Source organism: Tahibacter amnicola (genome assembly GCF_025398735.1).
GTDB classification, from domain to species: Bacteria; Pseudomonadota; Gammaproteobacteria; order Xanthomonadales; family Rhodanobacteraceae; genus Tahibacter; species Tahibacter amnicola.
In genome coordinates, this window is the sequence record NZ_CP104694.1 from 977,268 (window position 1) to 994,613 (window position 17,346).

The following is a 17,346-nucleotide window of genomic DNA, read 5'->3' on the forward strand; positions in this document are numbered from 1 at the left end:
ACCGGCGCTGACGGCGCTGGTGACGCAGTGCAGCATGAATTCGTTTGCACAGAATGCCCATTGCGACGATGGGATATGCGAATCAAACGTCTGTTCGGCATGTCAGCGGCCATCGGGCCGGTTAGACTTGCAGGGTTGCGCGCGGGCCTTCGCGCGCGGAAGTTTTTCGCTATCGACCACCGGAACGAGAACGCCATCCTCCCCCTCACAGGCGCGGCGTTCGTGGAGGGACACCCGTGAACCTACTGCAGGACATCTTGAACCAGGACCTGGACCCGACGGAGACGCAGGAGTGGATTGACGCACTCAATGCCGTCATCGGTGCCGATGGTCCGGAACGCGCGCACTATCTGCTCGAACGGATGGTCGATGAGACGCGTCGGGCCGGCGGACATCTTCCGTTCCAGCCTACGACCGAGTACATCAATACCATTCCTACACATCTGGAAAAGCGCAATCCCGGCGATGCCGCGCTCGAATGGCGCATCCGTTCGTTGATCCGCTGGAATGCCCTGGCCACGGTCGTTCGCGCCAATCGCAAGCCTGGTGAGCTGGGTGGTCACATCGCCAGCTTTGCCTCGTCCGCCACCCTGTACGACGTCGGCTTCAATCATTTCTGGCGCGCACCGAGCGAGAACCACCCGGGTGACCTGCTCTATATCCAGGGCCATTCCTCGCCCGGCATCTATGCCCGTGCGTACCTGGAAGGGCGCATCAGCGAAGCGCAGCTGGACCGCTACCGCATGGAAGTCGATGGTGGCGGTCTTTCGTCCTACCCGCATCCGTGGCTGATGCCGGACTTCTGGCAGACCCCGACCGTCTCGATGGGCCTGGGGCCCATCATGGCCATCTACCAGGCGCGTTTCTGGAAGTACCTCGAGCACCGCAACCTGATGCCGGTCACCGATCGCAAGGTCTGGTGCTTCATGGGCGACGGCGAGACAGACGAACCCGAGTCGCTGGGTGCCATCTCCCTGGCCGGTCGCGAAAATCTCGACAACCTCGTCTTCGTCATTAACTGCAATCTGCAGCGTCTGGACGGCCCGGTGCGCGGCAACGGCAAGATCATCCAGGAACTGGAGGGTGTCTTCCGCGGTGCCGGCTGGAACGTGGTCAAGGTGATCTGGGGTTCGTACTGGGATCCGCTCCTGGCGCGCGACACCAAGGGCACGCTGCGCCGCCTGATGATGGAAACCGTCGACGGCGAATACCAGGCCTGCAAGGCGTTCGGCGGCGCGTACACGCGCGAGAACTTCTTCGGCAAATATCCCGAACTGCGCGAGATGGTGGCCAACCTGTCCGACGAGGACATCTGGCGCCTGAACCGCGGCGGCCATGATCCGCACAAGGTCTACGCGGCTTATGCCGAAGCCATGACCAACGCCAACGGCCGGCCGACGGTGATCCTGGCCAAGACGGTCAAGGGTTACGGCATGGGCGGCGCGGGTGAGTCGATGAACATCACCCACCAGCAGAAGAAGATGGACGACGATGCGATCCGCGCCTTTCGCGATCGCTTCAACATCCCGGTGGACGACGACAAGGTCGCCGAGGTGCCGTTCTACCACCCGGGCAAGGATTCGCCCGAAGTGCAGTACATGCTCTCGCGCCGCCAGGCGCTGGGCGGGCCGTTGCCGCAGCGCCGGCAGAAGACCGAATCGCTGCCCACGCCGGAACTGTCGGCGCTGGAGCAGATCACGCGCGGCAGTGGCGAGCGCGAGATCTCCACCACCATGGCCTTCGTGCGTGGCCTGAACCTGCTGTTGCGCGACAAGGCCATTGGCCCCCGCATCGTTCCCATCGTGGCCGACGAAGCGCGCACCTTCGGCATGGAAGGCATGTTCCGCCAGATCGGCATCTACGCGCCGTTCGGCCAGAAGTACACGCCGCAGGACGCCGACCAGCTCCTCTATTACCGCGAGGACCAGGGCGGCCAGGTGCTGCAGGAAGGCATCACCGAGGCGGGCGCCACCTGCAGCTGGATCGCCGCGGCGACCAGCTACAGCACGAACAACTACGCGATGCTGCCGTTCTTCATTTTCTATTCGATGTTCGGCATGCAGCGCGTGGGCGACCTGTGCTGGGCGGCCGGCGACATGCGTGCGCGCGGCTTCCTGGTCGGCGGTACGGCGGGCCGCACCACGCTCAACGGCGAGGGGCTGCAGCACGAGGACGGCCACAGCCACCTGCTGGCCGGCGTCATTCCGAACTGCCGGGCCTACGATCCGACCTTCTCCTATGAAGTCGCCGTGATCCTGCAGGACGGCGTGCGCCGCATGCTCACCGAGCAGGAGGACGTGTACTACTACGTCACGGTGATGAACGAGAACTACAGCCATCCGGACATGCCGGCCGGCAGTGAGCAGGGCATCATCAAGGGCATGTACCTGTTCCGCGACGGCGACGCGCCGTTGCCGGGCGGTTCGCCCACGGCGGCGGCACAGCCGGACAAGCAGGGCGGCAGCCGCGTACCGGAAACCGACGGCCCCGCGCCGCGCGAAACCACCGCCAAGCCGGGCGAAGTGGTGAAGAGCGCGAAGGCGTCCGCACCGGCCAAGTCGCTGCGCAAGGACAAACTTCCGCGCGTGCAGCTGCTCGGTTCGGGCACGATCCTGCGCGAGGTGATCGCGGCGGCCGAACTGCTGGAAAAAGACTTCGGCGTCATCAGCGACATCTGGAGCTGCCCGAGCTTCTCGGAGCTGCGCCGTGACGGCTACGACGCCGAGCGTTGGAACCGCCTGCATCCGGAAGGCGAACAGCGCGTCGCCCATGTGACGCAGTGCCTGAAGGATCGTGTCGGCCCGGTCATTGCGGCGACCGACTACGTGCGCCAGTACGCCGACCAGATCCGCGCCTTCATGCCGGATGGCAAGCGCTACACCGTGCTGGGCACCGACGGCTACGGCCGTTCGGACACCCGCGCCAACCTGCGCCGCTTCTTCGAGGTGGACCGCTACTACATTGCGCACGCGGCCATCGCGGCACTGGCGCAGGAAGGAAAGATGCATGCCTCCGACGTGGCGCGGGCCATGAAGGAATGGCGCATCGATGCGGAGAAGACGAACCCCGTCGGGGTTTGATGGCGGTAGCGCTCGCGTCGCGAGCGCACGCGGCAAGGAGAGTGCGGTGACGTCCAGGACGTTCCCGCACTCCGTCGCCAGTCGTAGCGAGCACTCGATTGACCTTTCCGCTGCCGAATCCGGGTTCCGGCCATACAGCGACTGACGGATCCTTCCAGTCAGCAAGTTGAGCTGCGGGCAGCCCCGAGCCAGTAACGGGGCTGGCGAGAATCGGCTGTACCATTGCTCAGGCGAGTCAGCTACCCGGATGGTAGCGCGGGATTGGCGCGCCCGTTGCGCGACTGCCGGGCGCTGGACTGCGCTCCACAACACCGACGCGGTGGATATCGCGAGCAACCGAAAGGGTATGCACAGTAGCGCCTAGCGCATCGGGCGGCGCAAATCCAGAGGCGGGCTCGTCGGTATCGTTGCTGGACCGTAAACAGTGCATTCAGGCCAATGCGCATTGAAGGCGTGGCTGGTGTCCGCACTTCGGTACCTGCGACGGACGCCGGCATGCGGGGGCATCGGACGGTGGTCGCGACTGCCTTCAACTTTGGAGAACCGCATGAAACTGTATTTCGCTCCTGGCACGTGCTCGCTGTCGCCGCATATCGTCCTGCGCGAGCTCGGCCTGGCATTTGACCTCGTGAAGGTCGACCTTGCCACCAAGACCTCCGCCGATGGCGCCGATTTCACCGCGATCAACCCGAAAGGCTATGTGCCGGCGCTGCAACTGGACGATGGCCGGGTGCTGACCGAAGGCCCCGCGATCGTGCAGTACCTTGCCGACCTCAAGCCCGCCAGCGGCCTGGCGCCGGCCAACGGAACCTTTGAGCGCTACCAGCTGCAGGAATGGCTCAACTTCATCTCCACCGAAATCCACAAGCAGTTCAGCCCTCTCTTCAACGCGGCCAACCCCGATTCGGTGAAGGAAGCACAGAAGAAAAAGCTGGCCCAGCGCTTCCAGGAAATCGCGCGTACGCTGGAAAAGCAGGACTTCCTGACCGGCCCGACCTTCTCGGTGGCGGACGCGTACTTCTTCACCGTGCTGCAGTGGAGCAAGTTCTTCCAGATCGATCTCAATCAGTGGCCGGCGATCGCGCGATTTGTCGAGCGCGTAGGGGCGCGCCCGGCCGTTGCCGCGGCAGTGCTGGAAGAAGCACAAGCAAAGAAGGCGGCGTGATGTACTGAGTGCGTACCGGGACGTCTGTCCGGCGTCCCGGTTCAAGGTATTCCAACGACCCCGACGGTATGATGCGGCATCTTTCCGGAGATGCGCATGCGCACGATCGTGTCGGCTCTGACGCTGTTGGTACTGGTTGGAATGCTGCTGTGGCAGCTGCGCATCATGGGAAATCTCGGCCGGCGCCAGCAGGCATTGCTGGATGAACTGGCAACAGCGCTGCGCGGCAAGGCGTTTTTCCGGGTGCACCTGGCGCGTCGCGACATGTTCGTCCGACGCATGAAGATGCAGCCATCGGAAGCGCGTGGCCTGTTGATTCCCGAGGATGACGCTGTCCGCCTGGTTGCCATCTGGCCGGATGGCAGCCGCTTCGACCAGCGTATCGGACGCGATGCCCTGAACCTCGCGTGGATCGGCCAGCCTGGGCTCAATGCCGGAAATCTCCACTGGCTGTCCGTCGGCGAGCCGCCGCTCTACATCAGTGCCGATACGGGAATGAATGCGGTCTCCTCGCTTCGCCAGACGGCGGATCTCTATCGCAGCCTGATGCGTCCGGGTGACCTGGAACCACCCGCCCGCGATTTTGCGCTGGAGAAAAATCCCGCCAGTCTCACCGCGGTCGTGCTGGTGCTGGCGCTGGTGGCCTACACCGTCCTCGACGGCATCGGCAATCCGTATACATTGCTGAATACTTCCGGCGCCTCGCGCTTCCTGCCGGTGTTCGGCGTGCTGGCGCTTCCCTTGGCCTATCCGGTCCTGGTGCGCTGGAAAGTGCCCGCACGCGAGTCCCTGGTGACCTGCCTGCTGATGAGCCTGACCCTCGCATTCGCCGTCATTCCCCTGGGAAAACGCATCGACGGACTTCTCGCGAGCGAGTCGTTCCGCGATCACGAGTACCGCCTGACGGCCACGCGTGAACTGGAACCCGTGGATCCGGCATCGCCACTGCTGCGCCTGCGTCCGCACAAGGAATACTGGGCCCAGTTCCCGGTCGGCAGCGTGCACCGGATGCCGTTGCGCAAGGGCGGGCTGGGTCTCTGGCAGGCGGATACGCGGGATTTCAGCGAGAAAGTCCGACGCTGGTACGAGGCGCATCCTTCCGCGCGACAGAAATAAGGGAAGTCCGCCGGGCCGGCGGATCATCCCGCGTCACGTTTTTTCCGGCTCCGGAATGTGCTCCGCCACTTCGTAGTGGCGCACCAGCGGTTCCATTTCCAGCAGGAATTCGTCGTCCTGGGCGTAGTAGCGCGAACGTTCGGCTTCCTTGCCGGCGAAGCGACGGACGGCGTCCATGGAATCCCAAAGGGAAATAATCTGGAATTCGCAATGTTCACCTTGTACGCGGCGAATGACGTAGACACCGCGATTGCCCGGGGTTTGCGCAAAATCACGCAATCCTGTCTGGCGCAGGTGCTCCAGGTACTCCTCGGCCTTCTCGGCGAGCGTCACGCCGCGCCAGACACGGGCAATCATGAAGTCTCTCCGGGGAGGTGGACGGGGCCAGCTTAGAGCCTGCGGTCGGCCTTGGAAAGGACGTCGATGGTCCGGGGTGGGCGGCGAACCGGCGCCAGGCAGGCCACGTCGTGACGGATGCGGCGAAGTATCCAAGGGTGGGTTCGCGCTTCACCCTGCTCCCAACTTGCGCCGACCTTGCCTAGACTCGGGTCCTGCGATGGAAGGAGGCGAGGATGGTGACAGGACTGGGCGGCCTCGCGGCCGGCGCACTGCTGATCGTGCTGGGCGGCGACTCCCTGGCCAAAGGGCTGACCGGTACCGCCCTCAACCTGCGCATGTCGGGGATCCGGACCGGCTTGCTGGTCAGCGGACTGGCCGCAGCGCTGCCCGCGCTGGCGGCAAGCGGCATGGCGCTGGCTGCGGGGCGGCCCGCAATGGCGCTGGGCTGCGGGGTGGGGGCGGCACTGGCGGCGCTGGGACTGGGGCTGGGGCTCGGCGCGTCGATCCGGTCGCTGGACGTCCAGGCGCGTATCCCCACACTGATCCTGGCAGTGATCCTTGTTGCCGCGTTGACCGCGGGTCTCCTGAGCTGGGACGGGCGCCTCGCGGCGGGTGACGGCGTCGGCCTGGCTGGCATTCTCGTGTTCGTTGTTGCGATGGTATGGAGGCGTGCACCCCGGGAAGCCACCACGGTGCAACAGGCGTTTGCCACGGCGGTTGAAACACGGCGCGAGCCCTCGCGTGTGGCACTTCGTGTAGCAGTGGGCGCAGCGGTGCTGGTGGCCGGCGCGCACCTGGCGGTACGCGCCATCAGCGGCCTTGGGACGGCGACGGACGCAGCGGATTTCCTGGCGGGCGCTACCGTGCTGGGCGTGGTGGCGAGCCTGCCACTGGCGGCGTCGACGGCGATGGCCAGCCTGCTGCGCCAGGGCGACCTGGCCGTCGGTACCAGCCTGATGGCGGCGGTCGCCACGCTGTGCGGCGCGGTAGGCCTGTGCGCCCTGGTGCGGCCCTTGTCCATTCCGCGCCAATGGCTGGCTTTCGATCTGGTAGCCGTGCTGCTATTTGCCGTGGCGCTGATCCCGATGCTGCGCAGCGACGCCCGCCTGACCCGCGCGGAAGGCGCGACGGTGCTGACGGCATGGGTCGCCTACGTACTGTGGCGGGCCTTCCTGGCCAGTGGCGGATAATGGCCCGGATCGGTGTTTTCGGTGAAGCTGTTCACGAAAGCGCGAATTTACGGTAAACCAGTTCTCCGTACCGAAGGTCGCCGCTTGCTTATACTCGGCCCGGGAACTGCCGCTTGCGCGGCCCGGTCCGGCCGTTGTCGCAGGTCCCATCCGAGGAGGGGCGCATGACCGTAATACTCGCCGTCGTGGCGGTGCTGCTGGGAGCAGCCGCTGCCGCGCTGGGCTGGCGCTGGAAGCAGTCCGAAGCAGACAAGGCGCGTCTGCTTGCCGAGCACCAGCAAGTCGAGGCTGAACTCAAGCAACTGCAGTCGAGCCAGGCGCAGGTGATCCATACCACCAAGCTGGCATCCCTGGGGCAGATGGTGGCCGGTGTGGCGCACGAGCTGAACACGCCGCTGGGCTTTGTGAAAAGCAATGTCGAGGTCGTGTGCGACCTGCTCGACGACTACCGTAAGCTGGTCAAGGCCTATGATGCGGCCGTGCAGTACTGCCAGCAGCCGGTCGACCTCATGTTCGGAGCCGACAAGTCTTCCCTGGACAAACTCGTCAAGCACGTTGAAGAGTCGCGCCGCAAGCTGTTCGAGGCGCGCACCAACGTGGAAAAGAGCCCGCTCCTGACGGAAGCGAAGGAGCTGCTTGCGGACGCCGGCGACGGCATTACGCAGCTGGCTTCGCTGGTGCAGAATCTCAAGGGATTCGCCCGCGTCGACCGGGACGGCATGGACCTCATGGACGTCAACGAAGGCGTCGAGAGCGCGCTGATGATCGCGGCCCACCAGCTGCGCGACCGGATCAAGGTCGTGCGCCGCTTCGACCAGGTGCCGCGCGTGCGCGGCATGCCTTCGCAGCTCAACCAGGTCTTTCTCAACCTCATCACCAACGCCGCTCAGGCGATGGAAGACGAGGGGACGCTCACCGTCACCACGCGCGCCGGCGAGGGCCAGGTCGAGATCCTGTTTGCCGACACCGGCTGTGGCATTCCGGACGACGTCCTGCCGAAGATATTTGATCCTTTCTTCACAACCAAGGCGCCGGGTGAGGGTACTGGGCTGGGTCTGTCGATCGTGCACAAGATCGTCAAATCCCATGGCGGGTCCATAAAAGTGCGGACCACGCCCAATCGCGGTTCTGAATTTACCGTCATGCTTCCTTCGGAGAATCCGGCCGGAGGTCGCGCCGCTACACTGCATTGAGCGAAGCTGCGCATAGCCATGCTAGGACACGACTTCGAAATGCCCGAAAACAACGCGCCGAGCGGTGTGCTGCGCGTTCTGTTCGTTGATGACGAAGCGCGCATCCTGCGTGCGCTCAAGGCCTTGTTCCGCGACCTGGAAACATTCATCACTTCCGATCCGCGCGAGGCTCCGCAGCTGGCTGCCAGGCATGATATCGACGTGGTCGTGTGCGACCAGCGCATGCCGGAGATGCTGGGCGTGGATGTCCTGCGCGAGATCCGCGCCAGCCAGCCGCGCGCCATGCGCATCCTGCTGACCGGCTATTCCGACCTCAAGGCCGTGCTGGGCTCGGTCAACGAAGGCGAGGTGTATCGCTTCGTCAACAAGCCCTGGGTCAACTCGGATCTGCGCGCCCTGGTTCTGGAAGCCGGCAGCATCGCGCGCGAGGCGCCGGTGGTGGCCACCGACCAGCTCAGCCCCAACGAACAGAACATCGCCCGCTCGCAGGTCGGCGTTCTGGTTATTGAGGACGACCCGACCGTGCAGCAGCGTCTGCGCGAGATCCTGCAACCGCACTACCAGGTGCGCTTCGCCAATACGGCCGAGCGTGCACTCCAGGTGCTGGAGCAGCACGAAACCGGCGTGGTCATCTCGGAAACCGCCACCAATCACGGCGCCGACCTGACCCTCATGCTCAAGGCGCTCAAGCAATACCATCCGCATATTGCGACCGTGGTCATCACCGAACGCGCCAACGCGCAGACGGTGATCGAGCTGATCAACGAAGGCCAGGTCTACCGCATGCTGATCAAGCCGGTGCGCATGGGGTCGTGCCGCCTGAGCATCGACTCGGCCCTGGGCCGCTACTGGAAGCTCAAGCAGACGCCCCAGGCCGTGCGTCGCTACGGCGTCACGCCGACCGTGGAAACCATGCAGGCCCAGGCCAAGCTGCCCAATTCCCTGCTCAGTCGCATCCGTTCGCTGCCGGCGCGATTGTTCGGCGCACACCGCGTGTGATCGCCGTCTGATACTGCGCGTTCTTGCTTTGTCGCAATGGGAATTAGTTTCTTTTGGTGGGGTACATAGGGCCGCGGAAACGCGGCTGCAGCGCTATACTGCGCCTCCCACGTGCGCCGAGCGGCCAGCCCTCGTCGCGCCATGACGACACCGGGCGATCGTGCAGCCATCAACCTCACCCATAGCGCTGTGTTTCGGTGCGTCGGGCGCCATCGGGCGCTTCCTGCTGCCGCGTCTGCGGGCGGGCGGCTGGCGCGTGATGGCCGTGAGCCGGCAGCCCGGCCGGGTGAGCGACGCCCGCCTGCTGTGGCTGTGCACCGATCTGGCGGGCGCCACGATTGCGACCAAGGGCATCGGCGCGGTGATCAGTGTCGGCCCGCTCGATGCGTTCGTCGAATGGCTGGAACGCTCGCCGCTGGCACCGGGCGTACGCGTCGTGGCGATGAGCTCGATGAGCGCAGTCAGCAAGTCGGCATCGGCGGACGGCGCCGAGCGCGCCCTGTCCGCGCGCCTGCTGGAATACGAAAACCGGCTCATGCGCCGCTGCGATGCCGCCGGATTGGCCTGGACCATACTGCGGCCGACCCTGATATATGGCGCAGGTATCGACCGCAGCCTGACACCGCTGGTCCGCTTCGCCCGCCGCACGCGGCTCTTCCCCTGGCTGTGGGGCGCCACCGGCCTGCGTCAGCCGGTTCACGCGGATGACCTGGCCGCGGCCTGCGCGGCCGCCCTGGCCGCGCCGCAGGCTGCCGGTCAACGCCTGGAAACCGGCGGAGGCGAAGTGCTGCCGTTCGCGACCCTCCTCGATCGCGTGCGGCGCAGCTGTGGCGTGGCGACGATTCCTGTTCCGGTCCCGCTCGCCGCACTGCAGACGGCTGCTGTGCTGAGCGGTCGCGGCCGTGGCATCGTCCAGCGCCTGCGCCAGGACCTGACGGCCGACAACCAGGCCGCCGGCCAGCTCCTGGGCTTTGTCCCGCGGCCATTCCTGCCCGATCCCGGTTGCTGGTCGCCGCTGCCGGAGTTGGCGGGTCCACATCCTGTAGAAGTGGATAGCGCGACAAAAACGCCGTAGTTTGCTGCGCCGCAACAGCAAAAACTGTCCTCGTCAGTTCGTTAAATCAGCGTTGCCAACAAGCGTTTGAACTCCCTAAGATACGGCGGCGTCGTGTCACAAAATTCCGCGCGTAACCAATTCCGCAAGAAGGAATCTTCCTATGCAGGCCCGAAAGAGTTTGGCACTGGCGTTGGCGTCCGCGCTGCTCGCCGCGTGTGGCGGTGGCAGTAACAGTCCTCGCGCGGTGGCTGCGCCGCCGGTCTTGAACAGCAACGGCTCGCCGGTAACGGGCGTCATCGCGGCCCGGTTCGATCCGGGTAACGCCGATGCTGCGCAGCGTGTCATTCCGCTGCCGAACAACCTGCTCTTTTCGGGTACGACCGACCTCACCCTCGAGCTGCCGGTCGCCAATCCCAACAATTTCAGCGATCCCCAGGTGGCGGTCAGCGCCCTGGACGGCTGGAGCACGACGGCGCCCTGGACCCTCCAGTTCAGCGCCGAACCCAAGGACAGCAGCCTCGTCCCGGGTACCACGATCCGCGTCTTCGAAGTCACGTTGACCGGCCCCGGTGGCGGCGTCACCGGCGTCACGCGCGAGCTGGCGCCGGGTACCGAGTTCGCCGTGGCCAAGGTGCCGTCTGACACGACCAAGCGCACCGTTGCGATTGTCCCGATCAAGCCGCTCAAGCAGCTGACGAGCTACATGGTGATCGCTACCACCGGTGTAACGGACAACTCGAACAACGACGCCACGCCGGACCAGACCTACTTCCTGTCCAAGCGCACCAGTCCGCTGTGCGTGAACAATGCCTCGACCGAGCCGCTGCTGCCGGCGACGACGGCCTGTGGCCTGGAGCCGCTGCGCCGCCTGACCAACTCGCACCTGGCCGCGGCCGCGACGCAGGGCATTGATCCGTCCAAGGTGGTGGTCAGCTGGGTCGCCACCACCCAGTCGATCACGCCGGTCTTCCAGGCTGCAGTCGGCAAGGTGCAGCAGTCTCCCGCGCCGGTGGTCCGCACTGCGCCGACGGGCAAGACGATCGGTGACCTGGGCCTGGGCCTGCAACCGATCGCCGACATCTACATCGGCACCCTGGATGTTCCCTACTACCTCAACGCCCCCGCTGCGGCGACGCCGGGTGCGCAGGCGGTCGCGGTGCTGGGCGGCTTCTGGAAGGCGGCTCCGAACGGCTATGTCGCGCCTTTCAACCAGCTTGGCCTTTCGCCGACCTCGACCAACGTCACCTTTGCCAATCCGTTCCCCGTGGCAACCAAGACCGAGACCATCCCGCTGATCCTGAGCGTGCCGAATGCGGCCTCGGGCAAGACGCGTCCGGCGTCCGGCTGGCCGATCGTGATCTACCAGCACGGCATTACGCGCAGCCGCGCCGACTCCTTCGCGGTGGCCCAGGCGATGGCCTCGCAGGGCTTCGCCGTGATCGCCATCGACGCGCCGTTGCACGGCCTGCCACCCGCCCATCCGTTCAACATCAGCGCCACGCCGTTTGCGGCGCTGGGTGCGCGCGAGCGCACCTTCGACGTCGACCTGATCAACAATGCGGCCAACGGATGCCCGGCGGGCACCTCGATCTGTCCGGATGGCGTGGCCGATGCGTCAGGCACCCACTTTATCAACCTGGGCAGCCTGCTGACCTCGCGCGACAACATCCGCCAGGCGGTCGTGGACCTGTTCTCGCTGTCCAAGGCGATTCCGACGATCAACTACGACAACGTGGCCGGCGCCGACTTCGACGGTTCGCGCGTGCAGTTCATCGGCCAGTCGCTGGGCGGCATCATCGGCACGAGCTTCACCGCGTTCGATCCGGCGGTCAGCAACGTTGCGCTGAGCGTCCCGGGTGCCGGCATCGCGCGCCTGCTGGACGCCTCGCCGACCTTCGGCCCGCGCATCCGCACCGGGCTCGCCGCGGCCGGCCTGAATGCGGGCACGCCGGACTATGACCGCTTCCTGGGTGCCGCCCAGCAGGTGATCGACTCGGCAGATCCGATCAACACGGCCTTCGTGCTGGGTGCCTCGACCAAGCGCGTGCTGCTGCAGGAAGTCGTGGGGGGCGGCGATGTGCTGCCGGACCAGGTCATTCCCAACGTCGTGCCGGGCTCGCCGACCTCGGGTACCGAGGCGCTGATCCGCGCCCTGGGCCTGGCTTCGATCACCCAGACCACGCAGTCGGCGACCGGCATCCGCGGCGCCGTCCGTTTCATCAAGGGTGACCACAGCTCGCTGATCGGCTCGCCCGCTTCGCCGGCCGCCACCGTGGAGATGCAGCGGCAGATTGCCAGCCTGTTTGTTTCCAACGGCGCCGCGGTGCAGGTGACCGACACTTCCGTGATCAAGACGCAGTAACCGACAAGGAACTTGGGGAATACCAATATGAACAAATGCACCAACTTCCGTGCAGGACTGCGTCCCATGGCTGCCGCAGTGGCGCTTGCCCTGGGCGCCCTGGCGACCGCGCCGGTCTTCGCCTTCGAATTCGGCGACGAGGACGGCTTCCACGGTACGGTCAACACGACCGTCACCTACGGCGTTGCCTGGCGCATGTCCTCGCAGGACCCGGACCTGATCGGCAAGGCCCAGTACAACCCGGCCATCAGCCTGCCGCCCTTCTCGCTGGGCAGCCAGTCGCAGCGTGACGCGATCGGCCGCTTCTCGGTGAACGGTGACGACGGCGACCTCAAGTGGGAAGACGGCGACGTCTTCACCAACGCGGTCAAGGCGACGGTCGAACTGAACCTGATGTACGGCGCCAACAGCGGCGCATTTTTCCGCGGCTACACCTTCTACGACTGGGAAAATGTCAGCCGTCACGACCTGTCTTCGCTGGCCGAGAAGAAGGTGGGCAAGGACGCGAAGATTCTCGACGCGTTCCTGTTCCACAACTTCAGCGTCGGCAACAAGCAGGGCTCGGTGCGCCTGGGCCAGCAGGTGGTGAGCTGGGGCGAGAGCACTTTCATCCAGGGTGGCATCAACACGATCAATCCGATTGACGTGTCCAAGCTGCGCGTCGCCGGTGCGGAGCTGAAGGAAGCCTTCCTGCCGGTCAACATGATCTGGGGCTCGTTCAACTTCACCGACACGCTGTCGGGCGAAGCGCTGTACATGTTCGAGTTCGAGCAGACCGAGGCGGATCCGGCGGGCACGTATTTCTCGACCAACGACTTCGCCACGCTCGGCGGCACCTACGTGATGCTGAACTTCGGCACCGTGCCGCAGCCGGTGGTCAATCCGGATTTCTTCTATCCGTACTGCTACGGCAATTCGGGCACCGACAACAATATTCCGGCCCAGCTCAAGCCGCTGGCCTGCGGCGCGGCCGTGCCGCGCGCGCGCGACCGCTACGCCAAGGATTCGGGCCAATATGGTTTTCGCCTGAATTACCTGGCTGATTGGCTCAACAACGCCGAGTTCGGCTTCTATGCGTTGAACTACCACAGCCGCCTGCCGGTGCTGTCGGGCATCTCGGTGACCAACACCGCGGTGAGCTCGGGCCGCTACTTCGCCGAGTATCCCGAAGACATCCGCATGTATGGCGTGAGCTTCAACATGCCGCTGGAAGGTCCGGGTATCGCGCTGCAGGGCGAGCTGTCCCACCGTCCGAACACGCCGCTGCAGATCGATGACGTCGAACTGCTGTTCGCGGCCCTGAGCCCGCTCAACGTGGTCATCCCGGCGCCGGGCCTGCGTTTCGCCAGCCAACTGGGCAATTACGGTCCAGGCCAGGAAATTCGCGGTTGGGAGCGCCACAAGGTTTCGCAGCTGCAGTTCACCGCGACCAAGGTGTTCGGCCCGGGCAACTGGTTTGCCGCGGACCAGGTCTCCCTGGTTGGCGAAGTGGGCTTCACTAACGTGTGGGACCTGCCGGATCCTTCGGTACTGCGCTACCAGGGCGACGGCACGGATACGGGCGGCGGCCCGGATGTGTTCTCGGGCGCACTGCGTAACCCGATGACCCAGGTCGACGGATTCCCGACTCCCTTCTCGTGGGGTTACCGCATCGCGGCGCGCGCGGACTACAACAATGCGTTCGGCACGGCGTACACGATCTCGCCGCGCCTGGCGTTCAACCACGACGTCAACGGAATTTCGCCGGGCCCCGGCGGCAACTTCATCGAAGACCGCAAGTCGGTCACGATCGGTGCCGAAGCGAACTACCTCAACAAGCTTGCCTTTGACCTTAGCTACACGAATTTCTTTGGTGCTGGCCATCTCAACTTGATCAGCGATCGCGATTTCGTCGCGTTCTCGGTCAAGTATTCGTTCTGAGCGCTCGGTGGGAGGGAAACACATGATGATGCTGAAGAAGACGCGGACCGCGGCACTGGTCGCCCTGGCGATGGTGTCGACTGCGGCGCTGGCTAAAGTCAGCCCGCAGGAGGCCGCCAAGTTGGGCGTGACGGGGACGCCGTTGACGCCCGTCGGTGCCGAGCGCGCTGGCAATGCCGATGGATCGATTCCCGAGTGGAAGGGCGGTATCACGGCGCCGCCCGCGGGCTACAAGACGGGCGCGCACCACCCCGATCCCTACGCCGATGACAAGCCTCTGTTTACCATCACGGCGCAGAACTACAAGGAATACGGGGACAAGATCGGCGCCGGCCAGATCGGCATGTTCGAAAAGTACAAAAACTGGAAGATGGTGGTTTATCCCACCCGCCGCAGTGCCGCGTCGCCACAGCGCACGTACGAATGGTCGATCAAGAACGCCACCACCGGCGAGCTGATCAACGATGGCGAGGGCGTCGCCAACGTCACCGAGGGCATCCCGTTCCCGATTCTCGAGAAGGACCCCTCGGCTGCCGGCTTCCAGGCCATCTGGAACCACAAACTCAAGTTCAAGGGTGTTGCCGCCTTCCGCTGGGCCAACCAGGCCACGCCGACGGCGTCGGGGGCGTACACGATCACGCGCATCCGGGAAGAGGTTCTGGGGCTCTATTACAAGCCGGGCAACACGCTCAAGGACATCAACAACATCCTGGTGTACTTCTACCAGGAGGTGGTGTCGCCGCCGCGTCTGGCGGGCCAGGTGCTGCTGGTGCATGAAACGCTGGATTCGAAAAAAGAGCCGCGCCAGGCGTGGGTGTACAACCCCGGCCAGCGCCGCGTGCGTCGCGCGCCGAACATTTCCTACGACAATCCCGGCACCGCCTCCGACGGTCTGCGTACCAACGACCAGACCGACATGTACAACGGCGCGATGGATCGCTACACCTGGAAGCTGGTCGGCAAGAAAGAGATGTACGTTCCGTACAACTCCTACAAGGCGCACAGCGACAAGGTGAAGGTGGAAGATCTGGTCAAGCCGGGCTTCATCAATCCGGATTACCTGCGCTATGAATTGCACCGCGTATGGGTGGTGGAAGCCAACCTCAAGGAAGGCCAGCGCCACATCAATCCGAAGCGGACGTTCTACATCGACGAGGACAGCTGGCAGATTCTTGTCGTTGACCACTACGACACGCAGGGCAAATTGTGGCGTTATTCCGAAGCGCCTTCGATCAACTACTACGAAGTTCCCGTGTTCTGGTCGACGCTGGAAACCACGCACGACCTGAAATCCGGCCGCTACATCGTTTCCGGCCTGGATAACCAGGAATCGATGTATGACTTCTCCCTGCAGACCACGCCGGAAATGTTCACGCCGCAGGCGCTTCGCCAGCGTGGATTCCAGTAAGGCGGCGTACTGCGTATGAGTGATCAGCCGCCGCCGTCAACGGGGCGGCTGATCGCGTTTCTGGCGTCACGCAACCCGTTTGCCCGTACCTGGGGACGCACTCGCGATGGGGCAAATTGCGCTAAGGTGAAACGCCCGGCGCTGGTTGCGTTCGCCTGCTGACGTGCTAACACGCTGTGATTGTTGTGGCACAAGCCGCACTGACAGGGGTATCGAGATGGGACGTTTGCTGGTTACCGGTTCTTCCCGCGTTCGCTTCGGCCTGGGCGTGGGTTTGTTGGCGGTAGCGGTCGCGTGGACGGCGTATGCCGCCGACGAACCTGCTCCCGCATCGGCTGCGCAAGCGGTGCCGGCGGAATCCGTCGCGCCCGCGACGCCTGCGCCCCCTGCGAACGCCGCGTCCAAGCCCTGGAAAGATCCGGTGGATGTTCCGGCCGAGCCGATGCGCCTGTCGGCACAGGCGCTGCTGCTGGACATGGCGGAAGCCGGCAATCGCGCCATCGCGGTGGGTGAGCGTGGCATCATCCTCGTCTCCCAGGATCGCACGCAGTGGACCCAGGTCGCCGACGTGCCGACGCAGTCCACGTTGACAGCGGTGGCGGCGGCGGGATCACGGCTCTGGGCGGTCGGCCGCGATGGCGTGATCCTCCACAGCAATGATGCTGGCGACCACTGGACACTGCAGCGCAAGGACCCTTGGACCGCACCCACGGATGACACCCCTGCGGACGACGCGCGCCATGGGGCACCCTTGCTTGACGTGCTGTTCCTTGATGAAAACAACGGCATCGCTGTCGGCGCGTACAGCTTGTACCTGGAGACTGCCGACGGCGGAAAGACCTGGAACCCGCGCGATATTCTGAATAACGGTGCGGCGCCGGCGGACAGTGCGGAAGCCGCAGGCGATGGAAAACCCCGCGACAAGTGGACCTTTTCGCGCGAGGAACTGAAGATCGAAGAAGAGGGCGAGCCGCACTTCAACGCCATCGCCCGTACCAGCGACGGCTCACTCCTGATCGCCGGCGAGCGCGGCAGCCTGCTGCGCTCGCGCGACGGTGGACAGACCTGGCAGCGCACCAAGCTGCCCTACGACGGTTCGATGTTCGGCGCCGTCGGCTTTGAAGGCCAGCGTGCCATCGTGTTCGGTCTGCGCGGTCACGCATTCGAAACCGACAATCTCGGCGATACCTGGAAAGAGCTTTCGACCAATACCGAGCTGACCCTGCTGGGCGGTGCGAAGCTGGCTGGCGGTGGTGTCGCCCTGGTCGGTGCGAACGGCCTGGTACTGGTGCGCCGCTCGGCCAACGAGCCGTTCCGCGAGGGAACCGTGCAACCGGCCGGCGCGCTGTCGGCGACGTTGCCGGTGGAAGGCGGCACGGCATTCGTCGTCGCGGGCGAGAACGGCATCGGCCGATTCCAGCCGCGGCAGTGACGGACACGACGGCGCCCGCCGGGGCGGCGCCGGGAAGGACGAACAGCAGCGCCCGTCCGTGAGCGATCCGGCGGTGCGCACGGCA

The 17,346-nt window shown here is 65.0% G+C and carries 12 protein-coding genes; 11 read left to right on the plus strand and 1 reads right to left on the minus strand.

Translation table 11 applies throughout. The features are described 5' to 3' along the window. The first annotated feature begins 236 nt into the window (after positions 1-236). The 3 genes from aceE to N4264_RS04065 all read left to right on the plus strand — a co-directional run bounded on the left by aceE (position 237) and on the right by N4264_RS04065 (position 5,361). Positions 237-3,080 (plus strand): pyruvate dehydrogenase (acetyl-transferring), homodimeric type, encoded by a 2,844-nt coding sequence (aceE, locus tag N4264_RS04055; RefSeq protein WP_261695798.1) that lies wholly within the window; start codon positions 237-239, stop codon positions 3,078-3,080. Between the two features lie 547 nt (positions 3,081-3,627). Continuing rightward, positions 3,628-4,245 carry a glutathione transferase GstA gene (gstA, locus tag N4264_RS04060; RefSeq protein ID WP_261695799.1) on the plus strand — a complete coding sequence of 206 codons (618 nt, stop codon included), beginning with the start codon at positions 3,628-3,630 and terminating at the stop codon, positions 4,243-4,245. Between the two features lie 96 nt (positions 4,246-4,341). Next, the gene (locus N4264_RS04065; RefSeq protein WP_261695800.1) at positions 4,342-5,361 is read left to right on the plus strand and encodes a hypothetical protein; all 1,020 of its coding nucleotides are present in this window, start codon (positions 4,342-4,344) and stop codon (positions 5,359-5,361) included. A 33-nt stretch (positions 5,362-5,394) separates the two neighbouring features. Here the strand turns inward: N4264_RS04065 and N4264_RS04070 are convergent, their stop codons facing one another. Next, positions 5,395-5,718 (minus strand): antibiotic biosynthesis monooxygenase family protein, encoded by a 324-nt coding sequence (locus N4264_RS04070; RefSeq protein WP_261695801.1) that lies wholly within the window; start codon positions 5,716-5,718, stop codon positions 5,395-5,397. A gap of 215 nt (positions 5,719-5,933) precedes the next feature. On the opposite strand from N4264_RS04070, the gene N4264_RS04075 reads away from it, so the two are divergent. The 8 genes from N4264_RS04075 (at position 5,934) to N4264_RS04110 (ending at position 17,261) form a co-directional block, all read left to right on the plus strand. Beyond that, positions 5,934-6,890, plus strand: a complete 957-nt coding sequence (locus N4264_RS04075; protein ID WP_261695802.1) for a sodium:calcium antiporter — start codon at positions 5,934-5,936, stop codon at positions 6,888-6,890. Between the two features lie 185 nt (positions 6,891-7,075). Then, positions 7,076-8,083 carry a sensor histidine kinase gene (locus N4264_RS04080; RefSeq protein WP_261695803.1) on the plus strand — a complete coding sequence of 336 codons (1,008 nt, stop codon included), beginning with the start codon at positions 7,076-7,078 and terminating at the stop codon, positions 8,081-8,083. Positions 8,084-8,101: 18 nt separating this feature from the next. After that, the gene (locus N4264_RS04085) at positions 8,102-9,082 is read left to right on the plus strand and encodes a response regulator (RefSeq protein ID WP_261695804.1); all 981 of its coding nucleotides are present in this window, start codon (positions 8,102-8,104) and stop codon (positions 9,080-9,082) included. Between the two features lie 160 nt (positions 9,083-9,242). Beyond that, a complete protein-coding gene (locus tag N4264_RS04090; protein WP_261695805.1) occupies positions 9,243-10,157 on the plus strand; it encodes an SDR family oxidoreductase in 915 nt (304 codons plus the stop codon). Between the two features lie 142 nt (positions 10,158-10,299). Next, complete coding sequence (locus N4264_RS04095) at positions 10,300-12,501, plus strand: hypothetical protein (protein WP_261695806.1); 2,202 nt, start codon at positions 10,300-10,302, stop codon at positions 12,499-12,501. 66 nt (positions 12,502-12,567) lie between these two features. Continuing rightward, positions 12,568-14,421 (plus strand): DUF1302 domain-containing protein, encoded by a 1,854-nt coding sequence (locus N4264_RS04100; RefSeq protein WP_261695807.1) that lies wholly within the window; start codon positions 12,568-12,570, stop codon positions 14,419-14,421. A 22-nt stretch (positions 14,422-14,443) separates the two neighbouring features. After that, the gene (locus tag N4264_RS04105) at positions 14,444-15,829 is read left to right on the plus strand and encodes a DUF1329 domain-containing protein (RefSeq protein WP_261695808.1); all 1,386 of its coding nucleotides are present in this window, start codon (positions 14,444-14,446) and stop codon (positions 15,827-15,829) included. A gap of 217 nt (positions 15,830-16,046) precedes the next feature. Continuing rightward, on the plus strand, positions 16,047-17,261 hold the full coding sequence (locus N4264_RS04110; protein WP_261695809.1) for a WD40/YVTN/BNR-like repeat-containing protein: 1,215 nt from the start codon (positions 16,047-16,049) through the stop codon (positions 17,259-17,261). Positions 17,262-17,346 lie beyond the last annotated feature (85 nt).

Bases quoted from the DNA above. Each gene is read 5' to 3' on its own strand.
- N4264_RS04095 (WP_261695806.1), top strand. From the start codon at position 10,300: ATGCAGGCCCGAAAGAGTTTGGCACTGGCGTTGGCGTCCGCGCTGCTC.
- N4264_RS04105 (WP_261695808.1), top strand. From the start codon at position 14,444: ATGATGATGCTGAAGAAGACGCGGACCGCGGCACTGGTCGCCCTGGCG.
- N4264_RS04075 (WP_261695802.1), top strand. From the start codon at position 5,934: ATGGTGACAGGACTGGGCGGCCTCGCGGCCGGCGCACTGCTGATCGTG.
- N4264_RS04100 (WP_261695807.1), top strand. From the start codon at position 12,568: ATGGCTGCCGCAGTGGCGCTTGCCCTGGGCGCCCTGGCGACCGCGCCG.
- N4264_RS04065 (WP_261695800.1), top strand. From the start codon at position 4,342: ATGCGCACGATCGTGTCGGCTCTGACGCTGTTGGTACTGGTTGGAATG.
- N4264_RS04110 (WP_261695809.1), top strand. From the start codon at position 16,047: ATGGGACGTTTGCTGGTTACCGGTTCTTCCCGCGTTCGCTTCGGCCTG.
- gstA (WP_261695799.1), top strand. From the start codon at position 3,628: ATGAAACTGTATTTCGCTCCTGGCACGTGCTCGCTGTCGCCGCATATC.
- N4264_RS04085 (WP_261695804.1), top strand. From the start codon at position 8,102: ATGCTAGGACACGACTTCGAAATGCCCGAAAACAACGCGCCGAGCGGT.
- N4264_RS04070 (WP_261695801.1), bottom strand. From the start codon at position 5,718: ATGATTGCCCGTGTCTGGCGCGGCGTGACGCTCGCCGAGAAGGCCGAG.